The organism is Methylosinus sp. shoA (assembly GCF_059718125.1).
On record NZ_AP046091.1, the window covers coordinates 2313693 to 2329542 of the forward strand.

The 15850-nt window shown below is 63.8% G+C and carries 22 protein-coding genes and 1 tRNA gene; 12 read left to right on the plus strand and 11 right to left on the minus strand.

The genetic code is table 11. The features are described from left to right. Positions 1–42: 42 nt before the first annotated feature. Together AC6IW9_RS10400 and AC6IW9_RS10405 are read right to left on the minus strand one after the other, a co-directional pair. Positions 43–333, minus strand: coding sequence for a CCDC90 family protein (locus AC6IW9_RS10400; protein ID WP_497772227.1), 291 nt, complete (start codon positions 331–333; stop codon positions 43–45). Between the two features lie 81 nt (positions 334–414). Beyond that, entirely contained in the window at positions 415–675 is a 261-nt protein-coding gene (locus tag AC6IW9_RS10405; RefSeq protein WP_497772230.1) for a hypothetical protein, read from the minus strand. A gap of 176 nt (positions 676–851) precedes the next feature. On the opposite strand from AC6IW9_RS10405, the gene AC6IW9_RS10410 reads away from it, so the two are divergent. Both AC6IW9_RS10410 and AC6IW9_RS10415 read left to right on the plus strand, forming a co-directional pair. Further along, positions 852–1124, plus strand: a complete 273-nt coding sequence (locus AC6IW9_RS10410) for a BrnT family toxin (protein ID WP_497772233.1) — start codon at positions 852–854, stop codon at positions 1122–1124. Next, entirely contained in the window at positions 1099–1353 is a 255-nt protein-coding gene (locus tag AC6IW9_RS10415) for a BrnA antitoxin family protein (protein ID WP_497772236.1), read from the plus strand. Before AC6IW9_RS10410 ends, AC6IW9_RS10415 begins: the two co-directional genes overlap by 26 nt. A 105-nt stretch (positions 1354–1458) precedes the next feature. Here the strand turns inward: AC6IW9_RS10415 and AC6IW9_RS10420 are convergent, their stop codons facing one another. From AC6IW9_RS10420 to AC6IW9_RS10435, 4 genes are all read right to left on the minus strand, one after another. Continuing rightward, a complete protein-coding gene (locus AC6IW9_RS10420; RefSeq protein WP_497772239.1) occupies positions 1459–1692 on the minus strand; it encodes a hypothetical protein in 234 nt (77 codons plus the stop codon). Positions 1693–1765: 73 nt separating this feature from the next. Then, a complete protein-coding gene (locus tag AC6IW9_RS10425) occupies positions 1766–1939 on the minus strand; it encodes a hypothetical protein (RefSeq protein WP_497772241.1) in 174 nt (57 codons plus the stop codon). Then, the gene (locus AC6IW9_RS10430) at positions 1936–2367 is read right to left on the minus strand and encodes a BRO-N domain-containing protein (RefSeq protein WP_497772244.1); all 432 of its coding nucleotides are present in this window, start codon (positions 2365–2367) and stop codon (positions 1936–1938) included. The genes AC6IW9_RS10425 and AC6IW9_RS10430 overlap by 4 nt, the downstream gene beginning before the upstream one ends. Positions 2368–2369: 2 nt before the next feature. Further along, positions 2370–2615 carry an Arc family DNA-binding protein gene (locus tag AC6IW9_RS10435; protein ID WP_497772492.1) on the minus strand — a complete coding sequence of 82 codons (246 nt, stop codon included), beginning with the start codon at positions 2613–2615 and terminating at the stop codon, positions 2370–2372. Between the two features lie 79 nt (positions 2616–2694). On the opposite strand from AC6IW9_RS10435, the gene AC6IW9_RS10440 reads away from it, so the two are divergent. The 3 genes from AC6IW9_RS10440 (at position 2695) to AC6IW9_RS10450 (ending at position 3526) form a co-directional block, all read left to right on the plus strand. Further along, positions 2695–2997: an Arc family DNA-binding protein gene (locus AC6IW9_RS10440; protein WP_497772246.1), complete on the plus strand. Its 303-nt coding sequence runs from the start codon at positions 2695–2697 to the stop codon at positions 2995–2997. A gap of 164 nt (positions 2998–3161) precedes the next feature. Further along, a complete protein-coding gene (locus tag AC6IW9_RS10445) occupies positions 3162–3401 on the plus strand; it encodes a hypothetical protein (RefSeq protein WP_497772249.1) in 240 nt (79 codons plus the stop codon). Beyond that, complete coding sequence (locus AC6IW9_RS10450) at positions 3398–3526, plus strand: hypothetical protein (RefSeq protein ID WP_497772252.1); 129 nt, start codon at positions 3398–3400, stop codon at positions 3524–3526. The genes AC6IW9_RS10445 and AC6IW9_RS10450 overlap by 4 nt, the downstream gene beginning before the upstream one ends. A gap of 1106 nt (positions 3527–4632) precedes the next feature. On the opposite strand, the gene AC6IW9_RS10455 is transcribed toward AC6IW9_RS10450, so the two are convergent. Beyond that, positions 4633–5601 carry a hypothetical protein gene (locus AC6IW9_RS10455; protein WP_497772255.1) on the minus strand — a complete coding sequence of 323 codons (969 nt, stop codon included), beginning with the start codon at positions 5599–5601 and terminating at the stop codon, positions 4633–4635. A gap of 696 nt (positions 5602–6297) precedes the next feature. Between AC6IW9_RS10455 and AC6IW9_RS10460 the strand changes: the two genes are divergently transcribed. After that, complete coding sequence (locus AC6IW9_RS10460; RefSeq protein WP_497772258.1) at positions 6298–6618, plus strand: hypothetical protein; 321 nt, start codon at positions 6298–6300, stop codon at positions 6616–6618. A gap of 69 nt (positions 6619–6687) precedes the next feature. On the opposite strand, the gene AC6IW9_RS10465 is transcribed toward AC6IW9_RS10460, so the two are convergent. Continuing rightward, a tRNA-Asp gene (locus tag AC6IW9_RS10465) sits at positions 6688–6764 on the minus strand. Between the two features lie 314 nt (positions 6765–7078). Here AC6IW9_RS10465 and cydP point away from each other — a divergent pair. The 5 genes from cydP (at position 7079) to AC6IW9_RS10490 (ending at position 10564) form a co-directional block, all read left to right on the plus strand. Continuing rightward, positions 7079–7243, plus strand: a complete 165-nt coding sequence (cydP, locus tag AC6IW9_RS10470; protein ID WP_497772261.1) for a cytochrome oxidase putative small subunit CydP — start codon at positions 7079–7081, stop codon at positions 7241–7243. 49 nt (positions 7244–7292) lie between these two features. Further along, positions 7293–8849: a cytochrome ubiquinol oxidase subunit I gene (locus tag AC6IW9_RS10475; RefSeq protein WP_497772493.1), complete on the plus strand. Its 1557-nt coding sequence runs from the start codon at positions 7293–7295 to the stop codon at positions 8847–8849. A 23-nt stretch (positions 8850–8872) separates the two neighbouring features. After that, positions 8873–10015: a cytochrome d ubiquinol oxidase subunit II gene (cydB, locus tag AC6IW9_RS10480; protein ID WP_497772263.1), complete on the plus strand. Its 1143-nt coding sequence runs from the start codon at positions 8873–8875 to the stop codon at positions 10013–10015. Between the two features lie 17 nt (positions 10016–10032). Continuing rightward, positions 10033–10134 carry a cytochrome bd-I oxidase subunit CydX gene (cydX, locus tag AC6IW9_RS10485; RefSeq protein WP_497772266.1) on the plus strand — a complete coding sequence of 34 codons (102 nt, stop codon included), beginning with the start codon at positions 10033–10035 and terminating at the stop codon, positions 10132–10134. A 103-nt stretch (positions 10135–10237) separates the two neighbouring features. Further along, on the plus strand, positions 10238–10564 hold the full coding sequence (locus AC6IW9_RS10490; protein WP_497772269.1) for a hypothetical protein: 327 nt from the start codon (positions 10238–10240) through the stop codon (positions 10562–10564). Positions 10565–10583: 19 nt separating this feature from the next. Here AC6IW9_RS10490 and AC6IW9_RS10495 read toward each other — a convergent pair whose 3' ends face one another. Next, the gene (locus tag AC6IW9_RS10495) at positions 10584–11108 is read right to left on the minus strand and encodes a CreA family protein (RefSeq protein ID WP_497772275.1); all 525 of its coding nucleotides are present in this window, start codon (positions 11106–11108) and stop codon (positions 10584–10586) included. A 195-nt stretch (positions 11109–11303) separates the two neighbouring features. On the opposite strand from AC6IW9_RS10495, the gene AC6IW9_RS10500 reads away from it, so the two are divergent. Next, positions 11304–12353: a DUF2865 domain-containing protein gene (locus AC6IW9_RS10500; protein ID WP_497772278.1), complete on the plus strand. Its 1050-nt coding sequence runs from the start codon at positions 11304–11306 to the stop codon at positions 12351–12353. A 52-nt stretch (positions 12354–12405) separates the two neighbouring features. Here AC6IW9_RS10500 and AC6IW9_RS10505 read toward each other — a convergent pair whose 3' ends face one another. After that, positions 12406–14655, minus strand: coding sequence for a TonB-dependent receptor (locus tag AC6IW9_RS10505; protein WP_497772281.1), 2250 nt, complete (start codon positions 14653–14655; stop codon positions 12406–12408). 103 nt (positions 14656–14758) lie between these two features. Continuing rightward, the gene (locus AC6IW9_RS10510) at positions 14759–15784 is read right to left on the minus strand and encodes a FecR family protein (RefSeq protein ID WP_497772284.1); all 1026 of its coding nucleotides are present in this window, start codon (positions 15782–15784) and stop codon (positions 14759–14761) included. Between the last annotated feature and the right edge of the window lie 66 nt (positions 15785–15850).

Genomic DNA, 15850 nt, shown 5'->3' on the forward strand with positions numbered 1-15850 from the left:
GGTCTGCTTCGCGGTGGATGGTCGAATCGGGCTTCGGCGCGGTCAGTGGCCGGGGGGAAGATATCGGATGGCGGCGAGGATCACGCCGGTCGCCATCACGATCGAGCCGCCGAGCTTTATCGTCATGCGCAGATCGAGCTCGCGGATTTCCGAACGGATATCGACGATTTTCGCCTCAAGGCGCGTCTCGACCTCGCGCAGATCGCTTTTCGTGGCGAGTTCCTGGCCAGTGGCCTCCGCGACGGCTCCGGCGGCGGTCGCCTGTGAGGGCGTGAAGCCGCCGGCCTCGAGCTTTCGGACGAATTTCAGAGTATCGAAGGCGACGGCGGTCACGGCTTTTCTCGCTGCGCGACTCCGCAATATGGCGTGGCTGCGCTCTCGCGTCCAGCGCGGGGCGCAGCCGCGCAGCTGACGTCACTTCACGAACTTGAACGCAGCAAGGATCACGCCGCCGAGCGCGATCTGCGTCACAACGAGCCAGCGAAGAATATCGACCTTGAGATTGGCCATTTCCGTGCGAAGCTCGCCCGCTACTTCTTTGAGGTCCGCCTTGGTGGCGACCGAATCTCGCAGCGCGGCGTCCAGCGCGTCCGCTTGAGCGAGCGCCTGCTTATCATCGAAGCCGGCCTCTTTCAGCCGACGATCGAAGGTGATGACGGGCGTTGTCATGCTCATAGAATAGGCGCAGGCATTTGGTCACACCTTTCTGGAATTGCGCGCATGCGCGCGAAGCGCCGCCGGGAGGCGAACGCGAAGAGGCGGTGAGGATCGCGGGAATTGTTCAGAGCGCTCTGAACATATTGTATGCACAATCTGCTTGACGGATCGCGTAGCAAATCGTATATACAGTTATGCCGATCGAGTTCGACCCCGCCAAGGACGCCGCCAATATCGAGAAGCATGGAGTGTCTTTGTCTCGGGCGGCCGATCTCGAAATCCTCGCGTTCGTCGAGGATGACCGGAGCGATTACGGCGAGACCCGCTACCGCGCCTGGGGCCTGATCGACGGCAGGGCCTACTGCCTCGCCTTCCCCCACCGCGGCGGTCAGGTCCGGGCGATCAGCCTGCGCCGCGCCCACAAGAAGGAGATGGACCGCTATGCCCAGAAAGCCCCCGATCGATAGCGAGAATCCGGAATGGACCTCGAAAGACTTCGAGCGGGCGCGCCCGCCGAGCGATCTGCCTCCGGAAGTCCTCGCGGCGTTCCCGCGCACACGCGGGCCTCAGAAGGCGCCGAAGAAGATCGCCGTCTCGATCCGGCTGAGCGCGGATGTGCTCGAGCGGTACAAGGCCGCCGGGCCCGGATGGCAGGGGCGCATCGACGACGCGCTCCGAAAGGCCGCCGGGCTGTGATCGTTGGCGACGGGACCGCCGATAAAGCGCCCGCCGAAGGGCGGGCGCGAAACCTCGTTCTCGAATGCGAATGTGGACGAGACGCTCCAGATGTCGATCGCGACGCTACGTTCCTCGATCGAATGGGGTGACCGCCGCCTGCTTGTTCGCCCAGGCGTCGAGCGCCGCCTGCGTCTTCGGTCCCGCGAAGATCAGAACCAGCGACCAATTGCACGCACCATGAGGCACGCCTGCCGCAGTCGCCGCCGCGAGGGCGTTCGTTATCGCCGTCGTGTCGTCGGTCATGCCGTCGCCGACAGCCGAAAACGGCCACTGCCGGGGATCGAGTTTCGTAATCATCTTCTGGTCTCTCGTTCGCTGCACAGCTCGAGCATAACGCATCTCCGCTTGCCTCGGGATATCCAACGATCGCTCACGCGGCCTTCGGATCTTCGTCCTTCTTGATGGCCGTATAGAAGAAGTCGCCCTGTTGCGGCTCGGCGAGCATGCTCGGGACGATTGGCAAACCGAGGCGGAACCACAGCTCGCGCGCGGACTGGACGCCGAACGTGTGGCGGGCCTCGGTGACGAGGCCGCGCCGGGTCACCAGCGGCTCCTTCTCGTCCGGTTCGCCTTCCCTTCAGGGCCCTCGGCGCTCGGACGGGGCCCGATCGACCGGCCGTAGAAGTGGCTGAACAGGACCGCGTAGCACTCGCGCTTGTAGGCGAGGACCTCCTCCGTCACCCATTTCTCGAAGCGCTCGGCGGCCGGAAGTTTGGACCGAATGATCAGCCGATACATGTCCCCTTCCGGGATGACGATCGTCTGCGGGTCCAAACCAGAGGGGGAGGGCGATTCACCTTTCCCTACCGGAAGCCCGTGTTTACAGTGGGTTTTCACCGCACAGACCGTATCTTTGTATCCGAGGGCGGCGGCGACGTCCTTGGCGATGAACCAAAGCTCCCCATTCCGGTCGACCATTCGGATGACGGTCTCGCATTCGAAGAGGAAAGACGTTACATGCCCACTATTCATCTTCAGCGGTCCTTTCGCTGTTGGTGAGTGAGGTCGCCGCTCGGCAAAGCGGCGGTTTCGGCAGATGACGGCGGAGCTGCGCTCTGGAAAGTTCGCTCCGCCGTCACCCGTTTGCGGCGCTCGACAAGCGCCCGAACAATTTCGCTGTTCTGAGAGGCTCCATTGCGTTCGGCCTCAGACTCGATCCAATCCTTTATGACCGGCGGCACACGAATCCTCATGTGCGGCCACGTCCTTTGGTTTGCCAGCCTCCTCGTGTGTCATGCGTGCGGCATTAACACACCGTGTGGCATTTCTGTCAAGGCCAAAGTGTGCCATTGGTGTGGCATGGCACGCGAAGACCCACATTTCCGCCTGCGCATCCCGGCCGATCTGCGTGATCGCATTGCCGAACTTGCCGCGCATAACCATCGGAGCATGACTGCGGAGATTGTGGCGCGCCTGCAGGACTCGATCGACGAGGAAGAGCGGGCCGAGCGCTTGGAGGATTTCATCCGCCACGGTCGCGCGCCAGACGAGGCTCCCGGCGATGCGCTCAAAGACCAGATAAGCGCCATCCTCCAAAGGATGCGGGAGGACGCTGAAAAAGCCGCTCTCCTCTCAGAGCTGTTGCGCAGGAGCAAGGATTGACGTGTTATTGACTTTGTCAGCCTGCGGCATCGGGAACTCCGATGTTATAGACTTCGGACGAGCAAGAGGAGCAAGGGCCTCTTGCGGCCAGATGCGATCCGCCTCGCCCTGAAGGACTGGCTGATCGGCCTGCGGCTCCTACCTTTCGATACGAAGGACCCGACATGAGCGTCGCTTTTGACACCCTGAAGTTCGTCGAGAAGCTCGAGTCGGGCGGGTTCACGCACGCTCAGGCCAAGGCAGCGGCGGAGGCGTTCGCCGAAGCGACGAGTCAGGAACTCGTCACCAAGAGCGATCTCAAAGAAGCGATCGCCGACCTCAAGGTCGACATGGTTCGCTGGCTCGTCGTGACCCAAATCGCGCTCGCCGGCATTATTCTCGCCGCATTCAAGTTCGTCCGATGACGCCGTTCGCCACCAAGACCGACATCGAGCTGCTGAAGCACGAGCTCACAATTCGTGTCGGAAGCATGATCGTCGCCCTCGGTGGCGCGCTCATCGCCGTGAAGTTCTTTGGGCATTCCCCATGACCGACACCCGGCTTTCGATTCTGTCGTGCTTCCCGTCGTCCTCATCTTCGGCGGGGCCTTTATCGTGGCGTCTGCCTCGGCTTGGCGACCCCAGACCCCGCCAGCGCTCGCAATCGAAGGTCTTCGGGCTTTCGAAGCTGCCGGATCGTAGTGGCGGCCTTTCCGGGGTATAAGCCCCGGCCCCATTGAAGCATTGAAGCGGATCCGGTCAATGGTTGGTTGAGAAGTGTGCGACTCCGCATTCCCGGGCCGAAACGTCGTCGAGCGCTCCCGGATATGCACGCAGCTGGCAATCACTTCCGCGCGCTCGACATGCGCCGACACCGAAGGCGGATCGGCGAACGCCGCTGGAAATGTCCATGTATAATGTAATGTCCATGTATAATGTGTGGAAGGCGTGTAGAGCGCGCCGGAAGCTGTGGTCCACGCGACGCCGTCCTGGCCCTCCTCGTGCCAGCAAATCATCGTCCCGTCGGCGTATTTTGTGAATCTACCGTTTGCGTTCGACCCACTCTGTATAATCGCGCCTGTCGGGTATCCACCATTTTGCGCGACCGTCCCGACGACGCCAGGAGCACGCAAAAACAGACCGTTAACAGCTTCGATAGTGTGACCAATACTTTCGCAATCCTCCATCGTCGGGGCATAGGCGGGGTCTGTGATCTCGCTCCGAAACCCGCGAGACATTGTGGGCGTCGCCTGCCGATCGATCGCGCGGCAACGTCTGAACACCGTTCCGCGCGCCTGACCCGGCCTCTGTGCCGGCAGACAAGACCTGGAATCCGGCTTTCGTGACTACGGTTTGGCCTGATGCTCCGGTATTAAGTGCCCAACAGTCGACGAATAGATTGCGGTCGGTCGAGTATGGTAAGTTCGAATTGCCAGAAGCCACGTAGCTGGAGCTGCATCTGATCGCTATGCACTGTGATACTATGCATTCCTGCGCTGAATTCGCGAGTTTATATCCCCATGTGTAGGCATAATACACTACTCAATCAAAGATAATTATGCCACGATTCGACGTAGTATTTATTACAGCCAGTGATTTATATGCCATGATCGCAGAAATTTACATATGGTGACAACAATATAACTGATGTATTTCGTCAGAATGCTATGCCACGAGTAAACAAACGCGTCGGCGTGCCATTGATGATTCCGGTAGGTCCTGTTACCCTTGGCTCCAACACACTCAGTCCATTGGATGTCTCGATAACGAGGCCTTGCAGCTGGTCGTCTGTCGCCGTTGTTCTTGAATAATACATATCATGAACATATGAGCGACGAATTGTAGACGTATAGTCCAGGGACAGGAGGTATATTCCAGTACCAGAGGCATTGCCCCAGACCTCAATTTCCTCCAGCCAGTGACGCGTGCCGCCAGAGATGAATATTCCTGCAGCCGTTGAGAGCGCGCCATTCGTTGCCGACCCACTGAGTAGCCCGCCATTTGTGCCGTCTCCATTTCGATCAATCTTGACTCTGATCAGCTCGAGATTGTTGACGTTTTGGGCAAACAGCGTCTTTATTGTCAGGCTACCCGGCGCGAGCTGGTTGATCGTGATGTCGCGCATCCGCGTATTTCCGTGACGGCTGCGGAGCCGACGCCTCGATAGACGGTCGCATCGGCGAGAAGATTCGATTTTTTTCAAAGCGGCATCGATCAATTCGATTTGGCGTTTGGTCTCGGCGTCAATCGGATCGACACCGTACAGTCCGCGATTGATCTTCAAAAATCCGCCGCCAGCATATTGGACGAGCGAGTGGCGTTCTGAATCGGCGAGAGTGACAGAGGGGCCGGATGTCCAGCGACCGCCGGTCGGAGTTCCGGCCGCGTCGCGCGGCTGGTTGCGGTTGAAGGACTTTTCGCCAGCGGCCGCGTTGTCTCCCTCATCGCCCTCCTCAATGTCGCTCTCATCTTCATCGTCTGCCGGCGCCGAACCGCCCTGCGGCATCTCGCCGGCCGCCTCGAGCGGGATCGTCGATTGCGTGAGTCGCTCCGACTCGTCTTGGTTCTTCGGCGCCTGTGGCTTCGTGCTGCGAGACGCCCGCCCGCTTCCATTCATGCCCTGCAAGGGACGGCTCGGTTTCTTCGAACCGAAGTTCGAGGTCGCAGTATGACAATCCGCCCGGTCCGCCTCCAGCTCTCGCGCCGCAGGGGCTTCGATTTGCAGGTGCTCTCGCGCGCGACCAACGGCCTGCAGGCGGTGAACTGCGCGCGCCGGGGAAGCGGGGGAACCCATTTGTGGTCGCGGCGCTTACCGTCGCTCGCGGTGAGCATGAGGTGGCCTCATGACCTCCGCCCGTATCTCCTGCTGTGTGCCGTTCTGCCGGCGCACAATCGGCACCGAGAAGGGATTCCGGGAATGGATTTGCCAGAAGCACCGGCGGCTCGTCTCGCGCGAGGCCCGCGCCGCCTACGCGCTCGCCCGGCGCCGGGCTCGGCGCATCGTCGCCAGGAAGCTGATCTACTGCGAATATTGGAGGCTGAAAGGAGGCTCGGCGGCAAGACCGATGGTCGCATGACGAGGTGCGCAAGCTGGTGAAGGGCGCCTGGCGAGCCGGCTACATGGCCTCGCCGCCGTCATGGCCGTCGCCTGGGATTCGCTTCTCTCACCGGTCGATGCGCGCAGTTTGCGACCGCAAGATCGGCTCAGGGATGCGACCGGGGAATATTTCGCGCTGGCGCGGGCGAAGACGGGCTGGGCAGCCGCGGCACGCTCTCCCGGCCGGCCAGGGGGGCGTGCTGGGCGCTTATTTGGCCTCTCTCGGTGGCGGAGATCGCGCCCGCGGCGCCCATGTTCCGCAATCGCTCCGGGCGCGCCTATAGTAAAGACACACTCGGTGACGATTTCCGCGCGGTCAGGGCGCTCGTGTTCGGAAAAGAAGAGGCGAGGACCCTCGCCGATTTTCGACGTTCCGGAGCCGTCGAGGCGCTCAGGGGCGGAGCGAGCGCCGAAGGCGTCGGCACCAAGCTCGCAAACGACTTTGCTTCGTCGGCGCACCTGCAGAAGACCTATGCTCCGGTCGATCTCGAGACGGTGCGGAAGGTGGACCAGGCGCGGCGCCGCGGTCGGAACAAAGCCGGGTGAAAATTCGGAATGGCGTTCCGAAAACGCCGGAGCGGCATTTCGGAACCGTTTCGCAAGATGTTGATTCAATGGCGAGAGAGACGGGGCTCGAACCCGCGACCTCCGGCGTGACAGGCCGGCGCTCTAACCAACTGAGCTACTCCCCCGCGGCGCGACGCTTCCCGTAACGTCGGCGAGAGGCGCCGAATAGGGCAGCCGACGCTCGAAGTCAAGAAAAGATGCGCGGCGGAGCAGGGGGCGCCCACAGGCTCCGGCCGGCCGAGCCCGAGCCAGCGACAAAGCGGCGCAGGGCGCGACCTCGGCTTTCCTTCGCCGCCGCGCTATGTTCCGAATCATCGGATTCGAGCGTCGCCCCAGGCGCGCTCAGGAATTTTTCGGTCATGATGGCGAAGCGATTCGCAAATAGGATCGCCTCGCCGCGAAAGGCGTTGGGCGCCGCGCGCGCCCGCGAGGAGGCAGAGTGACCACCGATCCACCTTGGCGCGAGATCTCGCTCGCGCTCGTCGCCAAAGTCGTCGCGCTCGCCCTGCTCTATTTCGCCTTCTTCGATTCCTCCCACCGGCCGCATCTTTCGCCCGCCGCCATGGCGCAGAAACTCGTCGGCGACGGCGCGCCGCCGCGCTGATTCGTTCCGAGGCATTCCGATCCGAGGTTGTTCTCGAGGAGCCCCCATGATGTTCGATCTCGACGTGGTGACCCTGTCCAGGCTCCAATTCGCGCTCACGGCGCTCTACCACTTCCTGTTCGTGCCGCTGACGCTCGGCCTCTCGCTGATCCTCGCCATCATGGAGAGCGTCTATGTGATGACCGGCCGAACGGCTTGGCGCGACGCGGTGAAATTCTGGGGCGTGCTGTTCGGCATCAATTTCGCGATGGGCGTCGCCACCGGCGTCACCATGGAGTTCCAGTTCGGAACCAATTGGGCCTATTATTCGCATTATGTCGGCGACATCTTCGGCGCGCCGCTCGCCATCGAAGGGCTGATGGCCTTCTTCCTCGAGGCGTCCTTCGTCGGCCTGTTCTTCTTCGGCTGGAATCTCTTGAGCAGAGTCGGCCATCTCGTCGTCACCTGGCTGGTCGCGCTCGGCGCCAATTTCTCTGCGCTGTGGATTTTGATCGCCAATTCCTGGATGCAATATCCGGTCGGCGCCGCCTTCAATCCGCAGACGATGCGCATGGAGCTCACCTCCTTCTCGGAGGTCTTCTTCAATCCCGTGGCGCAATCCAAATTCGTCCACACGGTCAGCGCGGGCTATGTGACCGGCGCGATGTTCGTCCTGTCGATCTCGGCCTATTATCTGCTCCATCAGCGCCAGCACCGCGATCTCGCGCGGCGTTCCGCCAATGTGGCGGCGAGCTTCGGATTGGCCTCGGCGCTGTCGGTGGTCGTGCTCGGCGACGAGAGCGGCTATACGGCGAGCTTCAGCCAGAAGATGAAGATCGCCGCGATCGAGGCCATGTGGGAGACCGAGCCGCCGCCGGCCTCCTTCACCCTGGTCGGCCTTCCCGACCTCGAGACGCAGACGACGCGCTTCAAGGTCGAGATTCCCTATGTGCTCGGCCTCATCGCGACGCGCTCGCTCGATACGCCCGTCGAGGGCATCAAGGATCTCGTCGCGCGATCCGAGACGAAAATTCGCGACGGACTCCCGGCATATGAATGGCTCGTGGCGCAGCCGGACGGGGCGGGCGCGCCGATTCCGCCGGCGCTCGAGGGTTCGTTCGGGGCGCTCGGCCATTCGCTGCTGCTGAAGCAGTTCCGGCCCGACATAGAGAATGCGACCGACGAGCAGATTCGCCGGGCGGCGCTCTCGACCATCCCCGATGTGCCGGTGCTGTTCTGGACCTTCCGCATCATGGTGGCGCTGGGGTTCTATTTCATCTTCCTGTTCGGCGCGGCCTTCTTCGTCGCGAGCCGGCGGCGGCTGCGGCAAAATCCCTGGCTGCTGAGGCTCGCGCTCTACAGCCTGCCGCTTCCCTGGATCGCCGCCGAGCTCGGCTGGATCGTCGCCGAGTATGGCCGTCAGCCTTGGATCATCGACAGCGTGCTGCCGACGTTCCTCGGCGTCTCCAACGTGCCGGCGCATAATGTGCTGGCGAGCCTTCTGGGCTTCGTTTTGTTCTATAGCGCGCTCGCCGTCGTCGATGTGGCGCTGATCCTCAAATATGTGCGGCTCGGCCCGCCGGTCGAGCCGCGCACGCCGGCGCCCGAGTCGATCCTGATCGCGTGAGCGCGTCACACGGAGACATCGACATGCCGATCGACTACGAAATTCTGCGGCTCGTCTGGTGGGCCCTGCTCGGAACTCTGCTCGCCGGCTTCGCCATCTTCGACGGCTTCGACCTCGGCGTCGCCATCCTCCATCCCTTCGTCGCGCGCGCCGACGCGCAGCGGCGGGTGATGCTCAATGCGATCGGCCCCGTATGGGAGGGCAACCAAGTCTGGCTGATCCTCGGCGGCGGCGCAATCTTCGCGGCCTTTCCCCAGCTCTACGCCGTCTCCTTCTCGGGCTTTTATCTCGCGATGTTCCTGGTGCTGCTCGGCCTCGTGCTGCGGCCCGCGGCCATCGTCTATCGCAGCAAGCTCGATTCGCTCGGCTGGCGGCGCGCCTGGGACTGGATCTTCTTCGTCTCGGGCCTCGTTCCGGCGCTGCTGTTCGGCGTCGCCTTCGGCAATGTGCTGCTCGGCGCGCCCTTCCGCTTCGACGACCGGATGAATATCGCCTACGAGGGCGATCTCCTCGGCCTGCTCAGCCCCTTCGCGCTGCTCTGCGGCCTCGTCTCCCTCGCGATGATCACGCTGCAGGGCGCGACTTGGCTCGTTCTGAAGACCGACGGCGCCGTCGCGTCTCGCGCCAGGATCGCCGGCGCCGTCGCGGGGCTCGTCCTGCTCGCGGCCTTCACTTACGCAGGCTATTGGGGGCTGCAGAATATCGACGGCTATGTGGTGACGAGCGCCATCGATCCGAACGGCCCCTCCAATCCGCTCGCCAAGACCGTCGCGCGGGAGGCGGGCGCTTGGCGGGCGGCCTATGAGGCGCGGCCCTGGACGATGGCGGCGCCGGCCGCGGGCCTCTTCGGCGCGGCGGTCGCGCTGGTGACGATCTTCTTCGCCCCGCTCGTCGCCTTCGTCGGCTCGAGTCTCGCCGCGGCGGGCGTCGTCGCGACGGCCGGCTTCACGCTCTTTCCCTTCCTGCTGCCCTCGTCGATCGAGCCCAGCCACGGGCTGACCCTCTGGGACGCGTCCTCGAGCCAGCGCACGCTCGGCCTGATGCTCGGCGCCGTGATCGTCTTCCTGCCGATCGTGCTCGCCTATACGGCCTGGATCTATCGCGTGCTGCGGGGCGCCGTCACAGAAGCTGCGGTGAGCGCCGACGAGGACGATTTTCCGTACTGAGCCGAAAGGAGCCGGCCATGTGGTATTTCTCTTGGGTTCTCGGCCTCGGCCTCGCCTGCGCCTTCGGCGTCATCAACGCCATGTGGCTCGAGCTCGAGGATTATAGCGACGAGAAGTAGGCCGCGGAAAAGGCGGCGGGTTAACCCGGCCTTTACCGCGAAAAGCGTAAGTTGCCTCTCGCGCGGCGAGGCGAATGAGCGCCCGCGCGAGAGGCCTCTGGTCATGCTTCCGCTGGAATTTCCTCGCTTCATTCTGCCGCGCATCGCCGCGCCGCTGCTCGCCGGCCTGCTGCTCGCGGCCTCGCACGGCGCCTCGCGCGCGGAGGACGCGCGCAGCGTCTATCTCCTGCCCGGCCGCGACGGCTATGCGCTGGTCGAATGCCTCACCCAGAAGAAGGGCTGCGGCAAGGCCGTGGCCGATTCCTGGTGCGAGGCGCACGGCCACGGGCCGGCGCAGGCCTATGGCCGCGCCGACGATATCACCGGCTCGGTCGGCGCCGCCTCGGCGACGCTCGACGCCGACGCCGCCATCGTCACCTGCGGGGAGTGAGCGGGCCGGGCGCGCGGACTCATTTGAGGAAGTCGCCGCAGTGGACCGTTTCCGCCGCGGCGCCGTTCCAAGGCTGGATCGGCACGCTGGAGGTCGAATTCTCCGGCGAGCCTTCGATCAGCCGGTCGGAATAGGCCATATAGACGAGCGCATTGCGCTTGGCGTCGCAGCCGCGCACGATATGCAGGCGCTTCCACAGCGCCGAGCGGCGCTCGCTGAACACCTCTTCGCCCTGGCCGAATTTGCCCTTGATTTTCACCGGCCCATATTGCCGGCAGGCGAGCGACACGTCGGAAGTCTGCTCGGCCACGCCGAACATTCCGGCGACGCCGCCCTTTTCATGGATCGTGTAGTAGCAGGCGACGCCGTCTACCTCCGGATCGTCCAGCACATAGGTCGCGAGCTTGTCGTTGGGGGTCAGCAGCTTGAAATCCGTCGATTTGCGAAAGATGAGATCGGGCCCGTCGGCGAGGGCGGGCGCCGAGGCGCCGGCGCAAAGGCCGATGGCGACGACGGCGGACGACAGGAATTTGAACGGCTTCATTATGCGCGCTCCTTCGGGACGCTCGGGATCTTCCCCTCGCCAATGTCGTGACGCGCCTTGTTCGCGACAAGAAGCGCGCGTCAATTCCTCGTGGATTGATCGGTCGGACGATATGTTCGATATAGTCGCGCTCGCGACGCCTTCGGCTTCGCCCGGCTCTCCTTCGTCTCCGTCCGAAAGCGCGAAATAGACCCGATGGCGCGGAAATTCACCACCGCCTCTGCGTCCGCCGCGACGAGAGCCGCCGGCGCTCTGGCGCTGGCCGTCGCGCTCGCCGGTCCGGTTCGTGCGCAAAACGCCTATTGCGACAATCTTCGCGCGCAGATCGCCGGCGCCGGCGCGGGGCCGGCGGCTGCGCGCTATCGCGCCGCCGCCGCCAAGCAGCAGCAGGAGATCGACCGCACTCTCGCCTACAGCCGCTCGATCGGCTGCGATCGCCAGCAGTTCCTGTTCTTCGGCGAGCCGCCGCCGCCCCAATGCAGCGCGATCCAGCGGCGCATCGCGCAGATGCAGGCCAATCTCGGCCAGCTGATGCGCGCCGGAGGCGACGGCCAGCGGCAGGCGCTGATGGCGCGCTACGACCAGCAGTGCCGGCAGCGCGTCGCCGCGCGTCCGCGCACCTTCCTCGACGATCTGTTCGGCGGCGCGCAGGAGGAGGAGCCGCAGCCGCGGGACTATCCGACCGAACGTGAGGAGGAGGCGCCGCCGCACGGCCTCGGCGGCTCCATGGCGATTTGCGTGCGCGCCTGCGACGGCGGCTTCTTCCCGATCAGCTATTCGGCCCGCCGCGCCAATCTCGAGCAGCTCGCGGAGTTGTGCAAGGCGCAATGCCCCAATGCCGAGGTCGAGCTCTATACGCGCTCGCCCCGGCGCGATTTGGAGACGGCGCTCTCCATCGATGGCAAGCCCTATGGCGAGCACCCGAACGCGCTGAAATTCGCCAAGAGCTACGATCCGGCCTGCGGCTGCAAGGCGCCGGGCCGCAACTGGGCGGAGACGCTCGAAGAGGCCGAGCGCATTCTGGCCGAGAAGCACAAGGACGAGGTGGTCACCGAGGAGCGCGCCGAGCAGCTGTCGCGCCCGGTCGCCGCGCAGGCGAAGCGCCCGGCGCCGCCGCCCGCCGCTCAGGCGAGCGAGCCCGCGCCGCCGGATCCGACCCCGGGCCGCGCCCGCGACACCTATCGCGAGGTGGTCGGCGCCGACGGCGTGAAGCGGCGCGTGCGCGTCGTCGCGCCGATGCTGTAACACCCGAGCAGAGCGTCCGAAGCCGACGGATTCGACCCCGGTCGTCGGCGGATCAGAAGTCCACGGTGGCCGACAATCTGACGGTGCGCGGCGCGCCCATCGTCACCCAGCCGCCATCGACGCCGGCCCAATAGTTCTTGTCGAAAGCATTCTCGACACGGGCGCGCAGGACGACGGGGTAGTCGAACGCCCGAGTTCGATATTGCGCGCCGAAATCGAATCGCGTCCAGCCGGATATTTTCTGGGTGTTGCCCTGATCGATATATTGCGAGCCGGTCGAGATCATCCGGCCCGAGAGGGTCGCGCCCTCGACGAAGCCTGGATCCCATTCGATCCCGAAATTGCTCTGCCACTTGGGGACGCCGATCGCATTCTTCCCATCGAATTCGCCATTGGCCGTCTTGATGAGCGTGCCTTGCGTGTAGGCCAAGCCGCCGAGCAGTCGAATGCCCGGAACCACCTCTCCGAACAGATTGAACTCGACGCCGCGATTTTGCTGCCTTCCGTTGAGGCCGAACGTCGAAACCCCGTCCACTGTCGTGATGACGGCGTTGGGCTGAGTGATCTCGAAAAAACTGATCGTGGCGGCAACAGCGCCGAAGTCGTATTTGGCTCCCGTCTCGATCTGCTCGGTGCGCACAGGCGGAAAGAGCTGCCCGCGGTTCTCGCCGCCGTAGGCCATCGGTCCTTGCTCCAAGCCCTCGATATAGTTGGCGTAGAGGGAAAGCCCGTCGAGCGGCTTCACCACCAGACCGAAAGCGGGCGTGAACGCGAGGTTGTCATATTGCGGCGGCAAAAGGGTCCCGTCCGGATTGAAAATGTTCTGTAAGATCTGCTGGTAACGAATGCCGGCGGTCAACAGGACGCGATCTTCGAAGAAGGAGAGCGTATCGGCGAGCGTGACGGTCGGGAATTTTTGATCCCAGTATTTTGGCGGATTGGCGCTGAGCCCGGCGGTCGATGGACGCGGAACCCGCGGCGCGTTGTAGATATTCGTATCGAACATAAGGAATCCGTAATATTGCCCGGTATATTGCATCGTTTGAAACATGCTCGACGCGGTCAGTCTCAATTTATGATTGACCGGACCCGTCGAAAATTCGCCGCGGGTCCCGACTTGCGCCGATACGGCGTCGCTATCGAACGGAGTAAAATATGCCCACACCGAAGCGTTGCCGAGCTTATCTGTAACGTATATGTCGGACGATAGATATTTTTCATCGGAGTGACGATAGCCGGCGGCGCCGAATATCGTCCAGGACGGGCTCAGGTCATATTCGAACTTGCCGATCACATAGGTGCTTCTCGACTTTGCATATTCCCAATCCTGATAAATCTGCTTCCTGAGATTTGGCGGGGCAAGGGTCAAAACATCGGGGGAGACGCCGAAGCCGGCGGCGCCGGTGGGACTGTCGACCACCGAATTCACATGGCCGACGTCGATGCTCGCTCGAAAGTCGCCGCCGCGGTAGTCGAGCGCGAGGGCGCCGACGCCGAGTTGGGAATATTGGTTGTCGAGCGCGGTGTTTCCACCGCGAAATATGCCGTTGACGCGAACGCCCCATTCCTTGTCGCCGCCGAAGCGGTGGCCGACATCGATATGGGTTCCGAAGAGGCTATTGGAAAAATAGCTGGCCGTCACGCTGGCGATCGGCGCGTCGGTCGCCCGCTTCGGAACGACATTCACCATTCCTCCCAGCGCGGTGTAGCCGCTGTAGCCGTTCAGCAGCGCGTTCGGGCCCTTCAGTATCTCCACCCGTTCCATCGTCTCGACCGGGATGAGGCGCAATGGCGCGACGCCTCCCAATCCATCGAAGAAAACACTCGAGGCGCCGACGGAGAAACCTCGGATCCGGAGGCTGTCCCCCTGGCCGGCGGACGAGCCGAGCCCGGAGGTGTAGACGCGAACCGAAGGGTCGTTCGCGACGACATCGGCGACGGTGACGGCCTGCTGGTCCTGGATCGTCTTCAACGTGTAGCTGCTGACGTTGAACGGAGCGTTCATGATGCTCGTGTTGCCGAGCGCGCCGAGCGTGGCGCCGGTCGCGACCTGACCGCCCGAATAGCTGGGCGGCGCATCCCAATTGTCGACGTGTCGTCGTCGTTCCGCGCCGATATCGATCGTGTCGAGCACGGTCGCGCCGTCGGCGGCCGCCTCCGGCGCGGCTTGCTGGGCGCGAGCGGACTGCCCGACGCCGCCGAGCATCGTCGTCGCCAGCAGTATCGATGCAAGCCGCTGGTTCGATGCCTTCCGCCGACCGACAGCCAGCGCCGAACGCGCCACACCGACTCCACTGTCCATGCTCCCGCCCCCTTCTCGATCCGAGGCGCCAACGCAAAGTTGCCGCTATCCCTCGAACAGAGGACGTTTCGAAAGCTCAGAGTCGGAAAAAAAAGCGCAGGCGTCAGCGAAGGATGATGATTCCGCCCGGCAGGCGGTCCACCGTCACGCCGGCGGCGTCGGCGAGCGTGCGAATGGCGCCCTCGACATCGTCGAGCCGGTAATTGCCGGTGACGACGAACCGGTCGACCCTCGCGTCGGCGACGAAGACCGGGCTCTTGTAGTAGCGGCGCAGCTCCGCGAGCACCCGCGAAAACGGCTGATCCTCGAAGATGATGCGTCCGTCGCGCCAGGCGAGCCGGCTGCGCGGGTCGACCGGCGTCACGCCCGACAGCGCGTCCTTCTTCGCGACGACCATCTGACCCGGCGAGAGATCGACCCGGCCGGCGCGATCGGCGAGCAGGCCGACGCTGACGAGGCCGCGCTCGAGGATGACGCGATCCTCCTCCAGGTCCGTTCGCACCGAGAAGGCGGTGCCTCGAACCTCCGTCTCGCCGAAACGTCCCGTCACGAGGAAGGGATGCGCGGAATCGCGCTTCACGTCGAAGAACGCCTCGCCCTGCAGGAGCGTCACCCGGCGGCGTCCGCCCTGAAAATCGACGGCGACGGCGGAGGCGGTGTCGAGGATCATCGTGGAGCCGTCGGGAAGCTCGACCATGCGTCGGTCGCCTGTTTCCGTCAGATAATCGGCCTGCCACCGCAGTATGAGCGCGGGAAGCCGCCATGCGCCGACGGCGATGAGCACGACCGCCACAGACGCGGCGACCAGCGTCGTCCGTGGCGAGGAGAAACCCGCACCCGGGCGGCGCGTTTTGTCGAAGGCGGACCGAAACGGATCCGGACGCAGGGTCTCGGTCGCCCGCCGGAACGAGGCCGACGCCCAGATCGCTTCGAGCTTGCCATATTCCTCGGCGTGGCGGGGGGTCTGCGCGCGCCAGCGAGCGAACGCGGCTCGCATCGCCGCGTCATCGGACGAGCCGTTGCGCAGGCGGACGAACCATTCGAGCGCTTCGTCGACGATCGAGTCGTCGTGCGCCGATGCGCCCATGGGCGCGGTCTCGTCGTCCTTCTCTCGTCCCACTCGGCGCATCCGATCTCGTTCTCTTGCAGCTCCTTATAACCGAGACGCACGACGCTCTGGAATCCGGCAAATCGA

What these genes read in the sequence shown, in the direction of transcription:
- AC6IW9_RS10405 (WP_497772230.1), bottom strand. Translation starts at nt 675, where the DNA reads ATGAGCATGACAACGCCCGTCATCACCTTCGATCGTCGGCTGAAAGAG.
- AC6IW9_RS10410 (WP_497772233.1), top strand. Translation starts at nt 852, where the DNA reads ATGCCGATCGAGTTCGACCCCGCCAAGGACGCCGCCAATATCGAGAAG.
- AC6IW9_RS10415 (WP_497772236.1), top strand. Translation starts at nt 1,099, where the DNA reads ATGCCCAGAAAGCCCCCGATCGATAGCGAGAATCCGGAATGGACCTCG.
- AC6IW9_RS10420 (WP_497772239.1), bottom strand. Translation starts at nt 1,692, where the DNA reads ATGATTACGAAACTCGATCCCCGGCAGTGGCCGTTTTCGGCTGTCGGC.
- AC6IW9_RS10430 (WP_497772244.1), bottom strand. Translation starts at nt 2,367, where the DNA reads ATGAATAGTGGGCATGTAACGTCTTTCCTCTTCGAATGCGAGACCGTC.
- AC6IW9_RS10440 (WP_497772246.1), top strand. Translation starts at nt 2,695, where the DNA reads ATGGCACGCGAAGACCCACATTTCCGCCTGCGCATCCCGGCCGATCTG.
- AC6IW9_RS10445 (WP_497772249.1), top strand. Translation starts at nt 3,162, where the DNA reads ATGAGCGTCGCTTTTGACACCCTGAAGTTCGTCGAGAAGCTCGAGTCG.
- AC6IW9_RS10450 (WP_497772252.1), top strand. Translation starts at nt 3,398, where the DNA reads ATGACGCCGTTCGCCACCAAGACCGACATCGAGCTGCTGAAGCACGAG.
- AC6IW9_RS10475 (WP_497772493.1), top strand. Translation starts at nt 7,293, where the DNA reads ATGTTCGATCTCGACGTGGTGACCCTGTCCAGGCTCCAATTCGCGCTC.
- cydB (WP_497772263.1), top strand. Translation starts at nt 8,873, where the DNA reads ATGCCGATCGACTACGAAATTCTGCGGCTCGTCTGGTGGGCCCTGCTC.
- cydX (WP_497772266.1), top strand. Translation starts at nt 10,033, where the DNA reads ATGTGGTATTTCTCTTGGGTTCTCGGCCTCGGCCTCGCCTGCGCCTTC.
- AC6IW9_RS10490 (WP_497772269.1), top strand. Translation starts at nt 10,238, where the DNA reads ATGCTTCCGCTGGAATTTCCTCGCTTCATTCTGCCGCGCATCGCCGCG.
- AC6IW9_RS10495 (WP_497772275.1), bottom strand. Translation starts at nt 11,108, where the DNA reads ATGAAGCCGTTCAAATTCCTGTCGTCCGCCGTCGTCGCCATCGGCCTT.
- AC6IW9_RS10500 (WP_497772278.1), top strand. Translation starts at nt 11,304, where the DNA reads ATGGCGCGGAAATTCACCACCGCCTCTGCGTCCGCCGCGACGAGAGCC.
- AC6IW9_RS10505 (WP_497772281.1), bottom strand. Translation starts at nt 14,655, where the DNA reads ATGGACAGTGGAGTCGGTGTGGCGCGTTCGGCGCTGGCTGTCGGTCGG.
- AC6IW9_RS10510 (WP_497772284.1), bottom strand. Translation starts at nt 15,784, where the DNA reads ATGCGCCGAGTGGGACGAGAGAAGGACGACGAGACCGCGCCCATGGGC.